The organism is Hymenobacter norwichensis DSM 15439, assembly GCF_000420705.1.
Taxonomy (GTDB): domain Bacteria; phylum Bacteroidota; class Bacteroidia; order Cytophagales; family Hymenobacteraceae; genus Hymenobacter; species Hymenobacter norwichensis.
In genome coordinates, this window is the sequence record NZ_ATVL01000007.1 from 1040580 (window position 1) to 1059570 (window position 18991).

Consider the following 18991-nt stretch of genomic DNA (forward strand, 5'->3'; position numbering starts at 1 on the left):
AGGCCTGAAACCACCACGGGCATCTGCCGTACTGCCAGTTTCAGCTTTGCCTCGTAAAGGTGCGGACAAGCACCCGGTTTTTCTGCGTTACCCAGTTTTTCATGGCTTCTTTGTCAGCTCAGCATCAGGCTATAGCCGATTTCCTTTCCGAGCACGCGCTGGCACTCGCGCAGGCCGCCAGCCTGCAACTGCCCGACCGGCCTGCGGGCAGCTCGGAAGCGGCGCTGCTCGAAGAAATCAGAAGTCATTGCCAGCCGCTGGCCGATGCGTTGCTAATGAACAGCGTGTCGTTGATAGAGGCTCATCTGGAGCACGTCCGCCACGAGCCCGGCCCTTCACCGGCCCGTGACGAGCAGCTACGCCAGCAGCTAAACGCGCTGCGCCAGGCCCTGAGCCAGCGCCTCACCATCATGCACTATAACCTGACGCTACCGTATTTCTACGCTGGGCAGGAGGTGCTGAGCAAGCCAGCGGCTATGGTAGAGGCGCCCACCCAGTCGGCGCTGGCCAACGATGCCCCACTGGTGGAAGCGGCCCGCGAGTATTTGATGCACCTGCTGGCTGGCCGCCGCACGGAGGCACTGGCCGGTATCCGGCAGGCGCTACGGGCCGGAACCAACGTGCGCGACATTTACTTGCACATTTTCATGCCGGTGCAGCGCGAAATCGGCCAGCTCTGGCACCAAGGCAAGGTTGATGTGGCGCAAGAACACTACTGCACCGCCGCCACCGAGCTGGCTATTGCCACGTTGCACGCCTACCTCATGGCCGCACCCCGCAACGGCCGCCGCCTAGTAGCTGCCACGCTATCCGGCGACCTGCACGTTATGCCCCTGCGCATCGTGAGCGACTTTCTGGAGTCTGATGGCTGGGACGCGTATTTTCTAGGAGCCAGTACGCCAGCGGCATCGGTGTGGCAGGCTGTGGTAGCGCACCGTGCCGAGTTGCTGGTGGTTAGCGCCTCCATGAGCCACCACGTAGGGAGGGTGCGAGAGCTGCTAGCGTTGCGCCCGGACGCCTGCGCCGATACTTGCGTGCTGGTAGGTGGCGCGCCCTTCAACGCCGACCCACAGCTCTGGCAGGCTGTGGGAGCCGATGCCTGGGCCCCCGATGCCATGAGCGCCATTACGGAAGCTAAGCGGCTGTTCAGCGGTAAAACCCGCCGCGGCGTATTGGTGTAGCTGGCCTTAGTCGTCTTCGTAATCCAGGCCCAGGCACTGATTGAGGGCCTGCTGTAGCTCGCTAGCGGCGTGCATCTGGCCAGCTTGGCGGCTCACTCGTAGCCCTTCGCGGTAAACTTTTTCGGCCTCATCTGGCTTCTGAAGTTGTTCGAGCAGCTTGCCGGCGTGGTAATACGTACCTACATAATCAGGGTGCTCGGTCAGCAGAATCTGGAAGTACTCCAGCGCCCGCAGTGGCTCCGTGGCTTTGTATTCGGTGGCTAGCGCATAAATCGTAAACGGGTCGTTGGGCTCGTCGCGGTAGAAGGCTAGCAGTTGTTGCAAGCGACTGGGTTGGGTTTCCATCAGGCAGTAGTTTTCAGTATCTTTGCCCCAAATTTGGGGCTTTCCCGTAGTATATCCTCTATCTTCCCACTCAAGCAGCCGTAGATGAAGTTTCTCGTTTGCATCAGCAACGTACCCGACACGACCACCAAAATCACCTTCACGCCCGATAATAAGGAGTTCAACAAGGCTGGTGTCCAATTCGTGATTAACCCTTGGGACGAATATGCCCTCACGCGCGCCATTGAGCTGAAAGAAGCGCAGGGCGGCGGCACCGTAACAGTGCTCAACGTGGGCGAGGCCGATACTGAGCCCAACATCCGCAAGGCGCTGGCCATCGGGGCCGATGATGCCATTCGGGTAAACGCCGCCCCCAAAGACGCTTTCTTTGTGGCGCAGCAAATTGCCAATGTGGCCAAAGAAGGCGGCTACGACGTGATTCTGATGGGCAAGGAAAGCATTGACTACAATGGCTTCCAAGTGCACGGCATGGTGGGCGAACTGCTTGGCATTCCTACGGTGGCCCCGGCCATGAAGCTAGATATGAGTGGCATCACGGCCACGCTGGAGCGTGAAATCGAAGGCGGCAAGGAAATAGTAGAGGTAAACACGCCGTTTGTGGCCTCGTGCCAGCAGCCGATGTGCGAGCCCCGTATCCCAAACATGCGCGGCATCATGACGGCCCGCACTAAGCCGCTGAAAGTGGTAGAGCCTACCGCTGATGCTGCCCGTACCGCTGTTTCGGAGTATGCCCTGCCACCCAAGAAGCAAGGCGTAAAGCTCATCCCGGCCGAGAATGCCGGCGAGCTGATCAAGCTGCTCCGCAACGAAGCGAAGGTCATCTAGAGGGAGTCATGAGTTAAAAGTTGCGAGTTATGAGTTGGCTTTGAGCTGATTGTAACTCCGACTGGCAACTCATAGCTCATAACTTTTAACTCATAACTCAAAAAGATGTCTGTATTAGTTGTTGTTGAATGTGATGGCGGCGAGGTAAAGAAGTCTTCGCTGGAAGTGGCTTCCTACGGCAGCCAGGTGGCACAAATGCTCGGCACTACGGCTACGGCTGTGGCGGTGGGTGAAGCTACTGAAGCCAGCTTGGCTAAGCTCGGTGAGCAAGGCATCAGCAAAGTGCTCTATGATGCGGAACCCCGCCTCAAAGACTTTGTGAATGGCGCCTATACCAAGCTTATTGCCGCTGCCGCTCAGAAAGAAGATTCCAAAGTAATCGTGCTGGCCAACTCCAATATTGGTGCATCAGTTGGTTCGCGCCTATCAGTGCGCTTGCAGGCCAGCCTAGCTACCAACGTGGTAGAACTGCCTAAAACCGACGGTGGCAGCTTCACGGTGAAGCGCGGTGCCTTCTCGGGCAAAGCCTTTGCCGACGTAACGCTGGAAGGCGAGCGGAAAATAATTGCCGTTAAGAAGAACTCCATCGAGGCGCTGCACGAAGCCGGCAAAACCGCGCAAGTGGAAAGCTTCTCGGCCCAGCTGTCGGATGCTGATTTTGCAGATGCGCCCAAGCAGGTGGTAATGCAGGATCAGGCCGGTGGCATTCTGCTCCCCGAAGCCGACAAAGTGGTTTCCGGTGGCCGTGGCATGAAGGGCCCCGAAAACTGGAATCTGATTGAAGACCTAGCCAAAGCCATTGGCGCGGCCACAGCCTGCTCCAAGCCCGTTTCCGACGTGGATTGGCGGCCTCACCACGAGCACGTAGGCCAAACCGGTATTACTGTATCGCCGAACCTGTACATTGCATGCGGCATTTCGGGCGCTATTCAGCATCTAGCCGGCGTCAACTCCAGCAAGGTGATTGTAGTTATCAACAAAGACCCCGAAGCGCCGTTCTTCAAGGCCGCCGACTACGGTATTGTTGGTGATGTATTCGATGTATTGCCTAAACTGACCCAGGCTGTTAAGGAGTTAGGCTAAGAAGGAAACAGACTTGGAGCCCGCCGTATTGGGTAGTGCCTGCGGCCGAGGCTTCAAGTCTTTTTTCGTTTCTGTTAGTACGAGCCGGAAGCCTTTGTTTTCTTTGCACGTAGTAAGGCCGAAATCCACGTCTCCAAGCCCCAAAGTCACCAAGACCCTTGAAAAAAATACCGCTCGAAATCCTCGGCCTTTCCTCCAGCCAGTCGCAGTCCGGTTCTTTTGCCCTCATTTTGGGCGAAAAAACGGGCAACCGCCGCCTGCCCATCATCATCGGCATGTTCGAGGCGCAGAGCATTGCCATTCAGATTGAAAAAATAAATCCGAACCGCCCCCTCACGCACGACTTGTTCAAGAGCTTCGCCGAGCATGTGCACGTCGCCGTATTGGAGGTGATAATCTCCGACCTGAAAGAAGGCGTGTTCTACTCGAAAATCGTGTGTTCCGATGGCGCCACCACCTTCGAGTTGGACTCCCGGCCTTCCGATGCCATTGCCATTGGCCTGCGTTTCGGTGTGCCCATCTTTACGGTGGAAAGCGTGCTGAGCGAAGCCGGTATCATCTTGTCAGAACTCGACGAAAACGCCGAAGACTCGGACGACGACGAGGATGACGAGGATGACGACAACCCCGGCGAAGGCCCGGCTAAGCCCGAGCCTACCCCGCGCGACCCTAGCGGCCAAGTATCGCTGGACGAGCTAACTAAGATGCTGGCCCAAGCTCTGGAACGCGAGGACTACGAGAAAGCCGCCAAAATCCGCGACGAGCTAAACAAGCGCGGTTAGTATATCGAGAAGCTATGCTCTTGAAAAAGCCACTCCCATCCGGAGTGGCTTTTTACTTTGCACTACGTTTAGAACAGGCCCTAACTGTAATTGAACTACCTGCTGTATAACGAGCGAAAACCAGCAAATGCGTAGCATTGCACTGTCTTGGCGGCCATTCGCCTTGCCTACAGAACTGCTTACCTATGTCAGACGCCACTGCTGATTTGCGCTTCCCCATCGGCCACCCAGTATTGCCTACTGGCCCGCTAGAGGCCGGGGCCCGCACCGCGCATATTGCCCACATTGCGTTGCTTCCGGACCAACTGCGCGCTGCCGTTACCGGCTTGAACACCAATCAACTCGCCACCCCGTACCGCCCCGACGGCTGGACGGTGCGCCAGGTAATCCATCACCTGCCCGATTCGCACCTCAATGCCTACACTCGCTTCAAGCTAGCTCTCACCGAGGATAATCCGACCATCAGCCCTTACGATGAAGCTGCCTGGGCCGAGCTACCCGATATAGCCGCCACGCCGCCGGCCGTATCGTTGGCTTTGCTGGAAGCCTTGCACATCCGCTGGACACTATTGCTGCGCAACCTGAGCGCCGAGCAGTGGCAGCGCACCTTCTACCATCCTGGCTCGCAAAAGCAATTCACCCTCGACCAAGTGCTGGTACTATACGCTTGGCACGGCCGACACCACTTGGCGCACATCACGCAACTCCGCCAGCGGCTAGGCTGGTAGGAGGGAAGTGTATTAGTTTACTGCCAAAGAGCAAATTGATACTTAACCTATTACAAACAAAGAAGCCCTTGCTGTCCAGATGGATAGCAAGGGCTTCTTTGTTTGGGTATTACTTCAAATTCAATTCTAACGCTCTGAAGAACTACACTTCTGAAAGCGGCTCGTTGGCCAGGGCTTCAAGGCCACCTTCCGACTCTTCATCTACGCGCTTGGCGGCGCGTACGAGGCTACTGCTGAAGATGAACTCACGCAGCTCGGGCACTTTAGCGGTTAGGATCTGGTCTTTATTGCCGTCCCAGAGCTTTTCGCCTTTGTGCAGGAAGATAATATGGTCCCCGATTTCTACCACCGAGTTCATGTCATGGGTGATGACGACGGTAGTGATGCCGTACTCGTGGGTTATTTCGTGAATCAGTTCATCGATCTTGATGCTCGTGGCGGGGTCGAGGCCGGAGTTAGGCTCGTCGCAGAAGAGGTAGGTGCAGTTGGGCGCAATTGCGCGGGCAATACCTACCCGCTTCTTCATCCCACCCGATATTTCAGAGGGCATCTTGTTGCCTGCGTTTTCGAGGCCCACGCGCTTCAGACAGAATTCCACCCGGTCGCGCCGCTCTTCCTTGCTCATTTCCGGCGTCAGCATCTTCAGCGGAAACTCGGTGTTTTCGTACACCGTCATCGAGTCGAACAGCGCCGAGCCTTGGAAGAGCATACCAATCTTGCGCCGGATTTCCTGCCGGATGTCCACCTTGTTGTTGGTGAAAACAGTGCCATCGAAGGTGATGCTGCCCAGGTCCGGTTTCATCAATCCTACAATGCATTGCAGAAGCACGCTTTTGCCAGTACCAGAGCCACCGAGCAGCAGATTGCACTTACCCGTTTCGAAAGTGCAGTTGATGCCTTTTAAGACGGCATTGCCGTTAAATGCCTTCTGAACGTTATGAATTTCAATCATTTCTTTAGCTGTTAGCTACTAGCTGACAGCTGATAGCCATTTTTGGCGGGCCAGTTGCTTGAAAAAGCTAACAGCCAACAGCTAATGGCTAACAGCTAATTAGAGAAGTATCGCGGCCAATACGAAGTCGGCGAGCAGGATGGCAATGATGGAGTTGGTAACCGCACCAGTGCTGGCTGCACCTACTTCCAGAGCACCGCCTTCGGTATAGTAGCCTTTGAATGCCGAAATAGAAGACACCAAAAAGGCAAATACTATCGACTTGATTATGGCAAAGGTGATGTTGTAAGGAATAAAGTCGCTCCGGATTCCCTCAATGTATTCGGAAGCAGAAATAGCACCCGTAAGAGTACCTGCCAGATAACCACCCAAAATAGAGAGCAACATGGCCAGAATAACCAACAATGGGAACATCAGAATAGAAGCCACAATACGCGGCAGCACCAGATAAGAAGCCGAGTTGATACCCATGACCTCCAGTGCCGACACCTGCTCGGTGATGCGCATGGTGCCTAAACCGCCCGCAATGCTGGAGCCTACTTTCCCGGCCAGCACAATACTGGTAATGGTGGGGGCTAGCTCCAGAATAGTCATTTCGCGCACCATGTACCCAATAGTGGATTTCGGGATGAGGGGGCTGATAAGGTTGTAGGAAATCTGAACGCAGGTAACGGCCCCGATGAAGGCTGCTACTACCGACACGATAAACACGGAGTCGGTACCAATGAGCACGCATTCATCAATAGTCCGTTTCCAGAGCACTGCGAATCGTTCTTTTCGAACCAGCATGCTCTGCATAAAAATCAGAAAAGAGCCGAAAGTTTTGACCATAAGAGGGGATGTGAGAAGAAAAGCGGAAACTTGCGGCCGTGCGCCGCTATGTGTTCAAACGGCTGCAACCTCTTACGTAAAAAGCGCAACAACAATCAAAGGAATGGAAAAATATGTGGTAGTGACGGGCGGAACTAAGGGGATTGGGCGGGCCATTGTGCTACGTTTCTTGCGGGCCGGCCTGCCGGTAGTCACCTGTGCTCGTTCCTCCGACAACCTAACTGAGTTGCAAACAGCCTGCCGCCAAGAAGTTCCCGGGGCGGTGCTGCACACGCTGCCCGCCGATTTGAGCCGCGCCGAAGACTGCCGTCGGTTCACTGATTTTGTGCTGGGTTTAGAAGGCGAAGTAGAGGTGCTGGTAAATAATACGGGTGCTTTTCTGCCCGGAAGGTTGCAGGACGAGCCCACTGACGGCTCGCAGTTGCGCCAGATGCTGGCCGCTAACCTGCTGAGCGCCTACGACGTGACGCTGCCGTTGCTGCCCGGCCTGATTGCGCAACGACGCGGCCATATTTTCACTATCTGTTCCACTGCTAGCATTACGGCCTACCCCAACGGTGGCTCCTACGGCATTGCCAAGCACGCCCTCTACGGCCTGACCCGCAACCTTCGTGAAGAACTCAAGGAGCATAACGTGCGGGTGACAGCCGTACTGCCGGGTGCTACCCTCACGGCCAGCTGGGAAGGCGTAGACTTGCCCGCCGAGCGGTTCATCAAGCCCGACGACGTGGCCGAAGCCGTATTTTCTGCCTACAGCCTCTCGCCGCAAGCCGTAATCGAAGAACTACTCATCCGCCCGCAACTGGGGGATATATAGTAGCGCAGCAAGTGAGTAGTTGAGTAATTATTCTTGTCGACGATGATTATTTAGCTGCTCACTTGTTGCACTACTCTTTGATCAGCTTACCCCGGCCAGTTATCTGAACTTCAACGGAAGAAGGATTGCCAGCATAGTGAATAGTGCTGGTGCCTGCGTGAATACCAGAGAGGCTACTAGCAGCATTGACGTGAATAGCCCCATCAGCGTAAGGAGAAAGATTTACGTAGCAGGTGTTGACGCGCAGGTTGCTGGCAAAGAAACGGCCTAGCCCACCGCCGCTGAGCAGCAACTCGTTGGCTTGGCCCCGCAAGCGGTAATCACCTAGCTCGTATTGGTCTATCCAGAGGTATTGACTGCGAAGGTCCAAGTCATAGTCGCCAGCGCCTTTGAGGTGTAAATACAACGTATCGGCTTGGAGTTGACCTTGCCCGATGATGTTTCCCTGGCCGTTGAGGGCAATATTGGTAAGCCGGGGAACATGGAGCGTTACTTCGTGCGGTATCGAGTAGCTGCGGGCCCAGTTGCAGGTACTTTCGTTGCTGACGTACAGGCTGCCGCCGCGTACTTCCAGCTTCAAGTCGGATTGCAGGTGCGCGCCGGTACGCACCTCGGCGTAGGTGTCGGCATCCTGCACCAAAGTGATGTTCACGTTGTCGAGGGCAATTAGCTCCTCAAAGGCGGGTAAGTCGCGCCGCTCGGTGGTTACGTCGCCGGCGCTTTTCAGGCAGTCGTTGTTTTGGCAGGCTGCTAATAGGCTGGTGGATAGACCGAACAGTGAAAGCCAACGTAAAACCCGCCGTAGGCCGCTAACTTGCGGCGCAACTCCAATCCGAATCATCATCTTACAGCTATGGAACTAAGCGGCAAGGTAGCCATTATCACAGGCGTCAGCAAAGGCATCGGACGGGCCACGGCCGAGGCATTGCTGGCTAAAGGAGCCGTAGTGGCCGGTTGGGGCCGCACCGCACCAGAGGGTCTGAGCAACGAACGGTTTCAGTTTTTCGAGTGCGACATCCGCGACGAGGTATCGGTGAAAGAGGCGTACACCAACACGCTCCGGGAACTTGGACCGGCCGTGCATGTGCTGGTCAACAACGCCGGTATCGGCAATTTTGGGCCGATTGATGGGTTTCCGTCGGAAGACTGGCACGCCATGTTCGATACCAACGTGCACGGCCTGTTTTACTGCACGCGGGCGGTGCTGCCGGAAATGAAAAAGCAGAAAGAAGGCCACATCATCAACGTAGCCTCGCTGGCGGGCACGGCCGGTACGGCCAAGCTGGCCGGCTACTGCGCCACCAAATACGCCGTGCGCGGCTTCTCCGACGCCTTGTTCAAGGAAGTGCGGCCCGATGGTGTACGTGTTACTTGCGTGATGCCCGGCTCGGTGGAAACCAACTTTAATGGCGCCGAACCCGGCCAAGAGCCCGACCCACACAAGATGCAACCTGAAGATATTGCTGCCGCCATTGTGCACGCACTGGAAGCCCCGCAAACCGTTATGATATCGGAAATGCAGATGCGGCCCACGCAGCCTAAGTAGCACCAAACTCCGGCTTGATGCTTTGTTGAACGATGCGTAAAAACTCGTTCAATATTCACTGTTCAACGACTTGCCAGGTTATAATTTGGCGTTACAGCATGGTAGAAGTTCAACATTTGACCAAGACCTTCGGCCCGCAAACCGCCGTGAACAACATCAGTTTCACGGTAGGAAAAGGCGAAATTCTGGGGTTTCTGGGGCCGAATGGCGCGGGCAAGTCCACGACCATGAAGATGGCTACCGGCTACCTGCCGCCCTCGGCCGGTACTGTGCTTATTGAGGGCTTCGACGTACTGACGGCCCCATTGGAAGTGCGCCGCCGGGTGGGCTACCTGCCCGAACATAACCCGCTCTATCTGGATATGTACGTGCACGAGTACCTAGAATTCATTGGCTCGGTGCATGGCCTTGGGGGAGAGGCGCTACGCCGCCGGGTACGGCAGCTAGTGGAACGGGTAGGGCTGGGCCGAGAGCAGAACAAGCAAATCGGGGCTCTCTCGAAAGGCTACCGACAGCGCGTAGGCTTGGCGCAGGCCCTCATTCACGACCCCGGCGTGCTCATCCTCGACGAACCTACCACTGGTCTGGACCCCAACCAAATTGGCGAAATCCGCAGCTTGATTCGGGAGCTAGGTGAAGACAAAACCGTCATCTTTAGCACCCACATTCTGCCCGAAGTAACAGCCTTATGCAGCCGCGCCGTCATCATCAACCGGGGCCAATTGGTAGCCGATTCGCCTGTGTCGGAACTGGGCGCGGGCAAGGCCAGTGAAACGATTATCCGCGCCGAGTTCGAGCAGGCCATTGACATGCAATTGCTGCAAAACCTACCCGGCATCAGCCGCGTGGAAGTGGAAACCGGCCACACCTACCGTATCCGGGCCACCGCCGGCACCGACCAGCGTGGGGCTATTTCACGGCTGGCCGCCCAGCAAGGCTGGATACTACTTGGTTTGCGGCAGGAAGAACAGTCGTTGGAGCAAGTGTTCCAAGCGTTGACGAAATGACCTACACTCCAACCAAAACAGCCCGTCATGCAAAGCGGCGCTCTGCATGACGTTTTTAACTATTCATATAGCACATCACTAGATGTACGCCATTCTTCGCAAAGAATTCAATTCCTTCCTCAACTCACCCGTGGCCTATGTGGTCATCGGGGTGTTTCTGGTGGCTACTGGCCTGTTCGTGTGGGTGTTTCCCGACAGCTCGGTGCTGGATTACGGCTTCGCTGACTTGCAGACGCTGTTCAATACCGCGCCTTGGATTTTCCTGTTCCTGATTCCGGCCATCACCATGCGCACGTTTGCCGAGGAGAAGAAGGCCGGTACCATCGAGCTGCTGCTTACCCGGCCCCTCACCGATGGCCAAATCATAGGCGGCAAGTACTTGGCGTGCCTGCTGCTGGCGCTGCTGGCGCTGTTGCCTACGCTGCTCTACTACTACTCGGTGTACAAGCTCGGCAACCCCGAAGGCAACATCGATTCGGCGGCCACGGTGGGTTCTTACCTTGGGCTGGTGCTGTTGGCGGCGGTGTTTGCGGCCATCGGCATCTTCGCCAGCGCCATCACCCGCGACCAAATTATTGCCTTTCTGGTAGCCGTGGTGGGCTGCTTTCTGGTGTACTCTGGCTTCGATTCGCTAGCCTCGGTTTTTGACGGCGCGCCGGCCTACTACATCAGCCAGCTCGGTATTGCCGCCCACTACCGCGACATCAGCAAAGGCCTCGTCGATTCCCGCGACTTACTCTATTTCTTTAGCTTGATTGCCGGCCTGCTGCTGGCAACCAGAGTGGTGCTGCAAAGCCGTAACTGGTAGTTGCCTAGCCGCCGATATCCTATGCCCGAACAACTTCCTAACCCATCCCGCAAACGCCGCGACCTGCTGACTTTCCTAGCGGTTGTTGCCGGATTGCTGCTCGTCAATTTCATCGGCCAGCAGTTCTTTTTCCGCCTCGACCTCACCCAGGAAAAGCGCTATACCATGTCGGCGGCCACCCGGCAGCTGCTCACCAATCTCAAGCAGCCCGTAACCGTGACGGTGTACCTGGACGGCGACTTTCCGCCGCCATTTCGGCGCTTGCAGCAGTCGGTGCGCGAAACGCTGAATGAAATGCAGGTGTATGGCGGCAGCAACCTGAAATACGTGTTCATCGACCCCTCGGCGGCTGGCACCGAGAAGGCCCGCAACGAGTACTACCAGACGCTGTTCAAGAAAGGTCTTTCGCCAACCAACCTAGGGGCCAACGAGAACGGCAAGCGGGTTGAGAAGATCATCTTCCCCTGGGCCACGGTATCAGCAGGGGGGAAGGAGCAGCGGGTGCTACTGCTGCGTGGTAACCAGGCCGCTCCTTCCGATGTACGCCTCAACCAAAGCATTGAAGGGCTGGAATACGAGCTGGCCAGTGCCATCCGTAAGCTCAGCCCCGGCAAGCGCAAGCTGATTGGCGTAGTAGAAGGACACGGCGAATTAAACAACGCCGAAGCCGGCGACTTGATTGGCTCGTTGCAGCAGTATTATGACGTATACCGCGTAGATCTGAGCAAGGTGCGCGACTTGCGGTCCTTAAGCGCCCTCATCATTGCCAAACCAGCCGGTGCTTACACCGAGCCCGAGAAGTTTAAACTCGACCAGTTCATCACCCAGGGCGGCAATGCGCTGTTCTTCGTGGATGCCATGCGCGTCAACCTCGACAGCGCCGCCCGCACCGGCATGCTGTCGTTTCCGCAACCTATTGGCCTCGACGACCTACTGTTCAAGTACGGTGTGCGCGTAAACGCCGATTTGGTGCTGGACCTCAATTCCGGCGTGATTCCGCTGGTGACGGGCATGGAAGGCAATAAGCCCAAGGTGGAGCCCATGCCGTGGCAGTTTTACCCGCTCATCAACAACTTCAGCACGCACCCCATCACCCGCAACCTCGATGCGGTGTACACCAAGTTCGTGAGCACCATGGACACCGTGAAGGCCACCGGCATCCGGAAAACGCCGCTGTTCTTCACCTCGCGCTACTCCCGGGTGCTGCCCTCGCCGGTGCCCGTCAACCTGAACGACGCTCGCTTGGAGCCGGACCGCAAGCTCTATAAAGACAAATTCAAGCCAGTAGCCTATCTGCTCGAAGGCCAGTTCGGCTCGCTCTACGCCAACCGTGCCGAGCCCGGTACCACCCGTTTTCAGCCCGCTTCGTCGCCGCAAGCCAAGCCCGCTAAAGTGCTGGTGGTTTCCGATGGCGACTTTGTGCGCTCCGAGCTGGACCCTAAAACAGGGCAGCCCTTCCGCCTCGGCTTCGACCGTCTCGCCAACACGGAGTTTGCCAACCGGGAACTGGTGCTAAACGCCGTGGACTACATGCTCGACGAAACCGGCCTCATCAGCGTCCGGGGTAAGCAAATTACCCTGCGCCCCCTCGACAAGCTGAAGGTAATCGAACAGCGCAGCCGCTGGCAACTGCTGAACATTGTGGCGCCGTTGGTGCTGTTAGGTATATTCGGGGCCGTACGTGCTTGGCGCCGGAAGCGGCGGTACGCGTCGTTTTAGTGCCTAAATACTTATAGACATTCAATGCAATATCTATGCTTGGCGAGATACTAGGTGAGGTTATCGGACAGGTAATAATCGGTGCGGTTTGGCATTGCTTTCTGACTATACTAGGTTTCTTGTATTTATATGGCCGCTATTTGCAGCCGCAACGAGTGCAGACAATATTGATTGAACAGTATGCCAACCGGTACGTCAATGCTGGAGGAGCAGTGATGACTAAGTTGATGCAAATGCTGGGTGTTTTGCTGCTGCTAACCCTTTGGATAGGCGTTGCTGTTCTCGGCTGGTTACATAGGTAAATAGCGTTTCAGTAAAGCTTGGATGCGGTAATCTGACTACCAAAAGCAGTCCTCTATCCACTAGAAAACCCCGCGCTGGTTTCCTATCTTTGCCCTCTACCCAACCAAGCACCACAACCCAACCCTGATATGAAGTTTATCGTCTCGTCTTCCGCCTTGCTCAAGCAGCTTCAGAGCATCAATGGCGTGGTAACGAACAACCCCGTGGTGCCGATTCTGGAGAACTTCCTCTTTGAAATCGAGGAAGGCAAACTGACCATCACCGCCTCCGACCTGGAAACGAGCATGATGACGGAGCTGCCCGTTGAAGCCCGTGAAGCTGGCCGCATTGCCGCGCCCGCCCGCATCCTGCTCGACACTCTCAAGAACCTGCCCGACCAGCCCGTGACCTTCACGCTGGACGAGGAAACTTACACCATCGAAATTGCGAGCAGCAACGGCCGCTACAAGCTGGCCGGCGAAAATGCTACCGATTTCCCCCGCGTACCGGTGGTAAAAGGCTCTACACCGATTGAAATTCCGTCGTCGTCGCTGGCCCGCGCCATCAACAAGACCATTTTCGCCGTTAGCACCGACGAGTTGCGCCCCGCCATGACCGGTATTCTGGTGCAGCTGGCCGACAACCAGGTAACCTTCGTGGCTACCGATGGCCACCGTTTGCTGCGCTACCGCCGTTCCGACGTGGGCGCTGGACAGACCGCCAACCTCATCATTCCGCGCAAAGCCTTTAACCTGCTGAAAGGCGCGCTACCCTCCGAGGCCACGCCGGTGAAGGTGGAGTTCAACAACTCCAACGCCTTCTTCAGCTTCAACCAGATGCGCCTCGTGTGCCGCCTGATTGACGAGCGGTATCCGGACTACGAAAACGTAATTCCGGTAAGCAACCCCAATAAGCTCATCATCAGCCGTCAGGAAATCCTGAACTCGGTGAAGCGCATCAGCATCTACTCCAATAAGACCACTCACCAGGTGCGGCTACGCCTAGCAGGTTCCGAGCTGACGGTTTCGGCCGAAGACCTGGACTTCAGCAACGAGGCCAACGAGAAGCTTCCCTGCCAGTACGACGGGGAGGACATGGAAATCGGCTTCAACGCCAAGTTCCTGCAAGAAATGCTGTCCAACATCGACTCCGAGGAAATCACGCTGGAGCTGAGCACGCCCAACCGCGCCGGTCTACTCATGCCCACCCTCGCCGACGACAACGAAAGCATCCTGATGCTGGTAATGCCAGTAATGCTGAACAACTACGTTTAATGGCTTAATTGATTACTAGTTAAATGGTTGGTCGTTCTCACGGCTGACCATTTTTCTTATGCAGTCGTTCTGCTTTTTCATTTGGGTGGCTCTAGCTTAACCATGTAGCCATTCAACAATTCAACAACTCAATCATGAAGAAATCCGAAATCCGTTTCAGCATTGCCCTCGACGACCAGAAAGTGCCCGAGGCCATCAGCTGGACAGCTACCGATGCCGGCCCCGACATTCACTTTGCCAAAGCCATCAACATTGCCCTCTGGGACCGGGACGAGCGCGGCACGATGAAAATCGACCTCTGGACCAAGGAAATGCCCGTTGACGAAATGAAGCGCTTCTATGTGGACACCATGGGTGCCATGGCCGAAAGCCTCATTACCGCTACCAGCGATTCGCTGATGGCTACTAAAATCCGCAACCTCTGCAAAGAACTAACCGACCACCTCAACGCCGAAGAAGGCCAGCAGCAGTAGCACATATCCAGCTGCGCCTGAAACTAAGTTGCAACAGAAAGCCCCGCCAGCATCATGCTAGCGGGGCTTTCTGTTGCGGCTTATGTGAGCCTAGCGTCCTGACTTGGCTGGCGTAGTACGGCTTGGGGCAATAACAGCACCACCGGTAGCTGGCGAAGGATTCTGCACCGATTTCACGAAATCAGAATTTACTTTAGCTGAGCGCGAAGCGTAATCCCGGTCGTATTTGCGGAACGTGGAGCGTGAGTCGTAATAGTCGCTGTATTGCTCGTTTGAAAGCACGGCTTGTAGCTCCTGGTCTCGCTCCTTGCACACGGCGTCGCATTGCTCGTTGATGAGCTTCTGGTTGCCGGCGTTGCGCTGCTCAATTGCAGCCATCTTAGCTATTTTATCGTCGTTGATGGCACGCAGGCGGGCAGTTTGGTAGCCGTTCAGGCGCAATTCGCGGGCCATTTGGTCGGAAAGGCGCTTGGCGCGGTCCTGCACCGGATTCAGTCGAGGCGACTCTTGGGTTTTATCTTGCTTTACAACGATTCCCTGGCGTTCAGGTCTGGTACCAGGCGTCTGCGCATTGGCGGCCAGCGTGGCGGCGAGTAGCAGAGCGGCGGTGGCAAGTTGCTTTCTCATCGGTAGGAATAGTGGTAGGAAATTGAAAAACAATGAGCTGTCAGCGGCCACTAATGTGGAGCGAAAATCAGCTGTATGGTATTTCCTAACGAAAAACTGTGCCAGGGAGTTTATGGAGAACAATAAATTGTTGATGGGTAAATAGTTGAACTGCTGCTTATTAGATTGTAAACAGCGGCTCTTAGTCAACTAACTGCTTAACAATCAACAACTCATCAATCAGCGGGGCCGCCATCTAAAACGAGTTCTTCCACATCATCGACTCCACTGGCTTGTCGGTGCGGTCGTTGTATTTGGCGTTGGCTTTGCGGTTGTAGAAGGTTTCCACGTCGCCTTGCACGGCGAAGTAGATGAGCTGGCCGACCGGCATGCCGTGGTACACCCGCACTGGCATCGACACGCTGATTTCCAGGGTCCAATGGTTGCAGAAGCCGATGTCGCCTTTGCCGGCGGTGGCGTGAATATCAATGCCGAGGCGGCCAACGCTGCTCTTGCCTTCCAGGAAGGGTACGTGGGCGTGGCTCTCAGTGTACTCGTCGGTTACGCCCAAGTACAGCACGCCAGGTTGCAGTACGAAGCCTTCAGCCGGGATTTCAAACGTTTCGATTTCGTTATGCTTGCGGGCATCCAACACGGCGTCGCGGTAAGTGGCCAAGTAACGGCCCAGATGCACGTCGTAGGAGTTGGTCCCGAGGCAGCTGCGGTCATAGGGCTCGATAATGATGTTGCCCCGCTCAATTTCGGCGAGAATCTGCTGGTCGGTCAGGATCATGAGTTGTTGAGAATTCTGAATTATCAATTCTAAATTCTGAATTATCTAACACTGACTTATGGAGCGCGAAGAGGGCTTGAAAAGTTGTTTGAAACAATGCTCTCCAGCAATTCAGAACTCAGTATTAATAGCTCAGAATTAATTTTCGTCTTCGTCGTCGTAGCGGTCCTCCGGGAGGGCGTTGGCCTGGCGGCGTGCTACGGTGGCGCCTTGCTGTCGGTCTAGTTCGTCGGTAACGGTGTCAAGGCGGTTGCGCAGTTCGGGTAGCACGCTGGTAACCACGAAAAGCAAGAGCAGGGTAGAGGCGCTGGCCAGTAGCAGCGTCAGGTAATCAATCCAATCGTGCTGTACCGCTGTATTGCTGCTGCGCAAGGGAGCGGTGGGCGTAGTGGCGGCAGCGGCCAGTGAGGCGCTTTCCTCTGGTGGGGCACTAGTGAGCGGCGCGTCTACATCGGCGGGCGGCACAGCAGCTCCGTCAGCGGCCAGCTCTTCGGGGGCCGCGTCTTCGGAGGCGTTGAACTGCGCTGCGCTTTGCTGGATGTAGCGCTCCAAACCACGGATGAGCGACACCCGCTCGTCGCGGGGTAGTACCCGGATAAAGAACTCGAAATTCTTGTCAACCAGGATGCTACGTAGCTGCTTCTCGAATTGTGCCAGGTCGGTGCGGCCCTGCCCGAAGCGGTTTTTGTAGCGTTCTGAAACGCCGTTGTAGTTCTGGAATAGCTTCTGCAAGTCGGCCCGCCCATCGAAATCGTTGAACTCCTTGCGGGCCTTGGCCGTGCGCAACGAAACCGGAAACTTCCGCCGCGTAAATGACTTATCGTACACGGTTTCCATGGTGCGGAAGTTCAACTCCTCCACGGTCCGGTCGAAGAGGCGCTTGTTGGCCGCCGCTGGGCTTTGGGCCGAACTGGCAACTGGCAAGAAAAGCCCGAGAACCAAGCATATCGATACTAAAAGTCGAGACATAGCAGCTGAACGGTTTATCGGCAAAGGTAACCGCTCTTTAATCCGGAATCTACTCACGTTGCTACTTCAAGTGGAATATGTAGTTGAATCTTAGCAATAGTGTTGTAGCCTGGCGTGTAATGCACAGCTAGTGGATAGTATAAATCCGATAAAATGAATTGTGCAAAATGAAAAATCCAGTGCAGACTTTAAGTGTTTTCAATCTGCTGAAAGTAGGGGGGAGCTAATTGTTGATTAAATGGAAGGCGTGTGCGTGCAGTTGACTGTTATTGGTGTGAGTTTTTATTAAAACACACATGTTAGATTACTGAAATGCTGGTTGTGTTATTACTGATACATCTATTGCAAGGTAATGTGAATCAACAATTTATAACCACAATCGAATGCTAGTCCATCGATTATGGTTATAGTAATTCACTCTGCTATATAAATGGAATAAACAAAATTGTATTTTAATATTATGATTGAATTATTAGATGTAAAGAGCAATGTAAATTTTATATTGAACTATAAACTTAATATTTGAATTAGTGCTGCGCAGTAGACTACTTGTAATTTTGTAGCCGGTGAAACACCAGCTTTTTGTGTCGCGCATTTTTCAACTCTCTTGTAGTAGCTTTTACATTTAAATGAACAAAAAATTACTAAGGTACAGCACCTATCTGCTGTTGCTGCTGCCCTGTTTCGCTTTCCACTCGGCGAGTTTGGACAGCCTCTCGGTTTGGCTGGCACCTTTTGCTGCCGACACCCAGGAAGCTTTTGAAACCGGAACGAAGACCACATACCCCACCGATTCGGTGACGTTGAGTAGTGGTATTTGGGTGCTTGACAATGCCGTGCTGGGCAACACCGCCGACGACCACAAAAACGGCAACCAAGCCGTGCGCTTGCAGCAAAACGGCAAGCTGACCATGAACTTCTTTCTGCCAGCGGGGGCCGGTACCGTAACGGTGCAGCATGCCGTGTATGGCACCGACGCAAGCAGCAGCTGGGAGCTATACGCGCAGCCCCAGGCGTGCAACTGCACCAAATGGACGAAAGTAGGCGCTACGGTGCTCACTACGTCGGCCACGTTACAGGCCGCGGCTTTCACCGTAAATATTTCCGGCCCGGTGAAATTCGAGATTCGCAAGGTGTCGGGGGGCACGGCGCGGCTTAATCTCGATGACTTCACCGTCACCGAGTATGGCGCCATCCAACCTTCCATCGACAACGATAACCTGGCGCTGGGCAACCCCAGTGGCGCTATAGCCGACGTGAGCAGCCCCAACAACTACCTGCTACCGAAGCCCCAATTCACTATCGGCTACAACCGGAGCCAAGGCAAGCCCAACTGGGTGAGCTGGCACCTCGATATCACCGACCGAGGCCCTGTTGACCGCCAAGACGACTTCCGCAACGATACTGCGCTGCCTGCCGGCTGGTACCAGGTGCAGTCGACCAGCTACAGCGGCTCCGGATTTGATAGAGGCCACAACTGCCCCAGCGCCGACCGGACTTCCACAGCGGAAAACAATTCGGCTACCTTCTTGATGACCAACATGATGCCCCAGGCTCCCAACAACAACCAGCAAGCCTGGGCTAGCCTGGAAAACTACACCCGCACCTTCTTGCCAGTCAATGAAGTGTACGTGATTTGCGGCAGCTACGGCGTGGGCGGTACCGGCAGCAACGGCGGCGTAACTACCACCATCGACCAGGGCCGCATTACGGTGCCGGCCCGTTGCTGGAAGGTGATTGTGGTTCTGCCAGTGGGCAACAACGACGTGTCGCGCATCAGCGCCAACACCCGCGTTATTGCCATCGATACGCCCAACCAGCAGGGAATCAGCACCGACTGGGGCACGTTCCGCACCTCGGTAGATGCTATTGAAGCGGCTACCGGCTACGACATCCTGTCGAACCTGCCGGTGGCGGTGCAGGATGTGCTAGAGGCCCGCGTTGACAACGGCCCGACTCAGTAATTCCTG

General features: G+C 55.5%; 20 protein-coding genes. 13 read left to right on the forward strand and 7 right to left on the reverse strand.

The genetic code is table 11. The features are described 5' to 3' along the window. The first annotated feature begins 101 nt into the window (after positions 1-101). The gene (locus G536_RS30555) at positions 102-1181 is read left to right on the forward strand and encodes a cobalamin B12-binding domain-containing protein (protein ID WP_022823567.1); all 1080 of its coding nucleotides are present in this window, start codon (positions 102-104) and stop codon (positions 1179-1181) included. Between the two features lie 6 nt (positions 1182-1187). Here the strand turns inward: G536_RS30555 and G536_RS0110575 are convergent, their stop codons facing one another. Next, positions 1188-1526 carry a hypothetical protein gene (locus G536_RS0110575; protein WP_022823568.1) on the reverse strand — a complete coding sequence of 113 codons (339 nt, stop codon included), beginning with the start codon at positions 1524-1526 and terminating at the stop codon, positions 1188-1190. Positions 1527-1610: 84 nt separating this feature from the next. On the opposite strand from G536_RS0110575, the gene G536_RS0110580 reads away from it, so the two are divergent. The 4 genes from G536_RS0110580 to G536_RS0110595 all read left to right on the forward strand — a co-directional run bounded on the left by G536_RS0110580 (position 1611) and on the right by G536_RS0110595 (position 4944). Beyond that, the gene (locus G536_RS0110580; protein WP_022823569.1) at positions 1611-2351 is read left to right on the forward strand and encodes an electron transfer flavoprotein subunit beta/FixA family protein; all 741 of its coding nucleotides are present in this window, start codon (positions 1611-1613) and stop codon (positions 2349-2351) included. A gap of 105 nt (positions 2352-2456) precedes the next feature. After that, positions 2457-3434, forward strand: coding sequence for an electron transfer flavoprotein subunit alpha/FixB family protein (locus G536_RS0110585; protein WP_022823570.1), 978 nt, complete (start codon positions 2457-2459; stop codon positions 3432-3434). Positions 3435-3592: 158 nt separating this feature from the next. Then, positions 3593-4216 (forward strand): bifunctional nuclease family protein, encoded by a 624-nt coding sequence (locus tag G536_RS0110590; RefSeq protein WP_022823571.1) that lies wholly within the window; start codon positions 3593-3595, stop codon positions 4214-4216. 185 nt (positions 4217-4401) lie between these two features. Then, positions 4402-4944 (forward strand): YfiT family bacillithiol transferase, encoded by a 543-nt coding sequence (locus tag G536_RS0110595; protein ID WP_022823572.1) that lies wholly within the window; start codon positions 4402-4404, stop codon positions 4942-4944. Between the two features lie 142 nt (positions 4945-5086). On the opposite strand, the gene G536_RS0110600 is transcribed toward G536_RS0110595, so the two are convergent. Together G536_RS0110600 and G536_RS0110605 are read right to left on the reverse strand one after the other, a co-directional pair. After that, positions 5087-5896, reverse strand: a complete 810-nt coding sequence (locus G536_RS0110600; protein WP_022823573.1) for an ABC transporter ATP-binding protein — start codon at positions 5894-5896, stop codon at positions 5087-5089. Between the two features lie 99 nt (positions 5897-5995). Next, positions 5996-6727: an MlaE family ABC transporter permease gene (locus G536_RS0110605; protein WP_022823574.1), complete on the reverse strand. Its 732-nt coding sequence runs from the start codon at positions 6725-6727 to the stop codon at positions 5996-5998. A gap of 103 nt (positions 6728-6830) precedes the next feature. Between G536_RS0110605 and G536_RS0110610 the strand changes: the two genes are divergently transcribed. Next, positions 6831-7544 (forward strand): SDR family oxidoreductase, encoded by a 714-nt coding sequence (locus G536_RS0110610; protein WP_022823575.1) that lies wholly within the window; start codon positions 6831-6833, stop codon positions 7542-7544. Positions 7545-7614: 70 nt separating this feature from the next. Here the strand turns inward: G536_RS0110610 and G536_RS0110615 are convergent, their stop codons facing one another. Then, positions 7615-8388 carry a GIN domain-containing protein gene (locus G536_RS0110615; RefSeq protein WP_026880049.1) on the reverse strand — a complete coding sequence of 258 codons (774 nt, stop codon included), beginning with the start codon at positions 8386-8388 and terminating at the stop codon, positions 7615-7617. 9 nt (positions 8389-8397) lie between these two features. On the opposite strand from G536_RS0110615, the gene G536_RS0110620 reads away from it, so the two are divergent. The 6 genes from G536_RS0110620 to gldC all read left to right on the forward strand — a co-directional run bounded on the left by G536_RS0110620 (position 8398) and on the right by gldC (position 14653). Beyond that, positions 8398-9090, forward strand: a complete 693-nt coding sequence (locus G536_RS0110620; protein ID WP_022823577.1) for an SDR family oxidoreductase — start codon at positions 8398-8400, stop codon at positions 9088-9090. A 98-nt stretch (positions 9091-9188) separates the two neighbouring features. Next, the gene (gene gldA / locus G536_RS0110625) at positions 9189-10097 is read left to right on the forward strand and encodes a gliding motility-associated ABC transporter ATP-binding subunit GldA (RefSeq protein ID WP_022823578.1); all 909 of its coding nucleotides are present in this window, start codon (positions 9189-9191) and stop codon (positions 10095-10097) included. An 82-nt stretch (positions 10098-10179) separates the two neighbouring features. Then, positions 10180-10905 carry a gliding motility-associated ABC transporter permease subunit GldF gene (gene gldF, locus G536_RS0110630; protein ID WP_022823579.1) on the forward strand — a complete coding sequence of 242 codons (726 nt, stop codon included), beginning with the start codon at positions 10180-10182 and terminating at the stop codon, positions 10903-10905. A 21-nt stretch (positions 10906-10926) separates the two neighbouring features. Then, positions 10927-12624, forward strand: a complete 1698-nt coding sequence (gldG, locus tag G536_RS0110635; RefSeq protein ID WP_022823580.1) for a gliding motility-associated ABC transporter substrate-binding protein GldG — start codon at positions 10927-10929, stop codon at positions 12622-12624. A gap of 431 nt (positions 12625-13055) precedes the next feature. Continuing rightward, on the forward strand, positions 13056-14180 hold the full coding sequence (dnaN, locus tag G536_RS0110645; RefSeq protein ID WP_022823582.1) for a DNA polymerase III subunit beta: 1125 nt from the start codon (positions 13056-13058) through the stop codon (positions 14178-14180). A 134-nt stretch (positions 14181-14314) separates the two neighbouring features. Further along, a complete protein-coding gene (gldC, locus tag G536_RS0110650; protein ID WP_022823583.1) occupies positions 14315-14653 on the forward strand; it encodes a gliding motility protein GldC in 339 nt (112 codons plus the stop codon). Between the two features lie 90 nt (positions 14654-14743). On the opposite strand, the gene G536_RS30560 is transcribed toward gldC, so the two are convergent. From G536_RS30560 to G536_RS0110665, 3 genes are all read right to left on the reverse strand, one after another. Further along, entirely contained in the window at positions 14744-15280 is a 537-nt protein-coding gene (locus G536_RS30560; RefSeq protein ID WP_022823584.1) for a hypothetical protein, read from the reverse strand. Between the two features lie 235 nt (positions 15281-15515). After that, a complete protein-coding gene (dcd, locus tag G536_RS0110660) occupies positions 15516-16052 on the reverse strand; it encodes a dCTP deaminase (RefSeq protein ID WP_022823585.1) in 537 nt (178 codons plus the stop codon). Between the two features lie 138 nt (positions 16053-16190). Next, entirely contained in the window at positions 16191-17021 is an 831-nt protein-coding gene (locus G536_RS0110665) for a hypothetical protein (protein ID WP_157530551.1), read from the reverse strand. A gap of 629 nt (positions 17022-17650) precedes the next feature. Here G536_RS0110665 and G536_RS31415 point away from each other — a divergent pair. Further along, positions 17651-18985, forward strand: a complete 1335-nt coding sequence (locus G536_RS31415; RefSeq protein ID WP_022823587.1) for a DNA/RNA non-specific endonuclease — start codon at positions 17651-17653, stop codon at positions 18983-18985. The last annotated feature ends 6 nt before the right edge of the window (positions 18986-18991 follow it).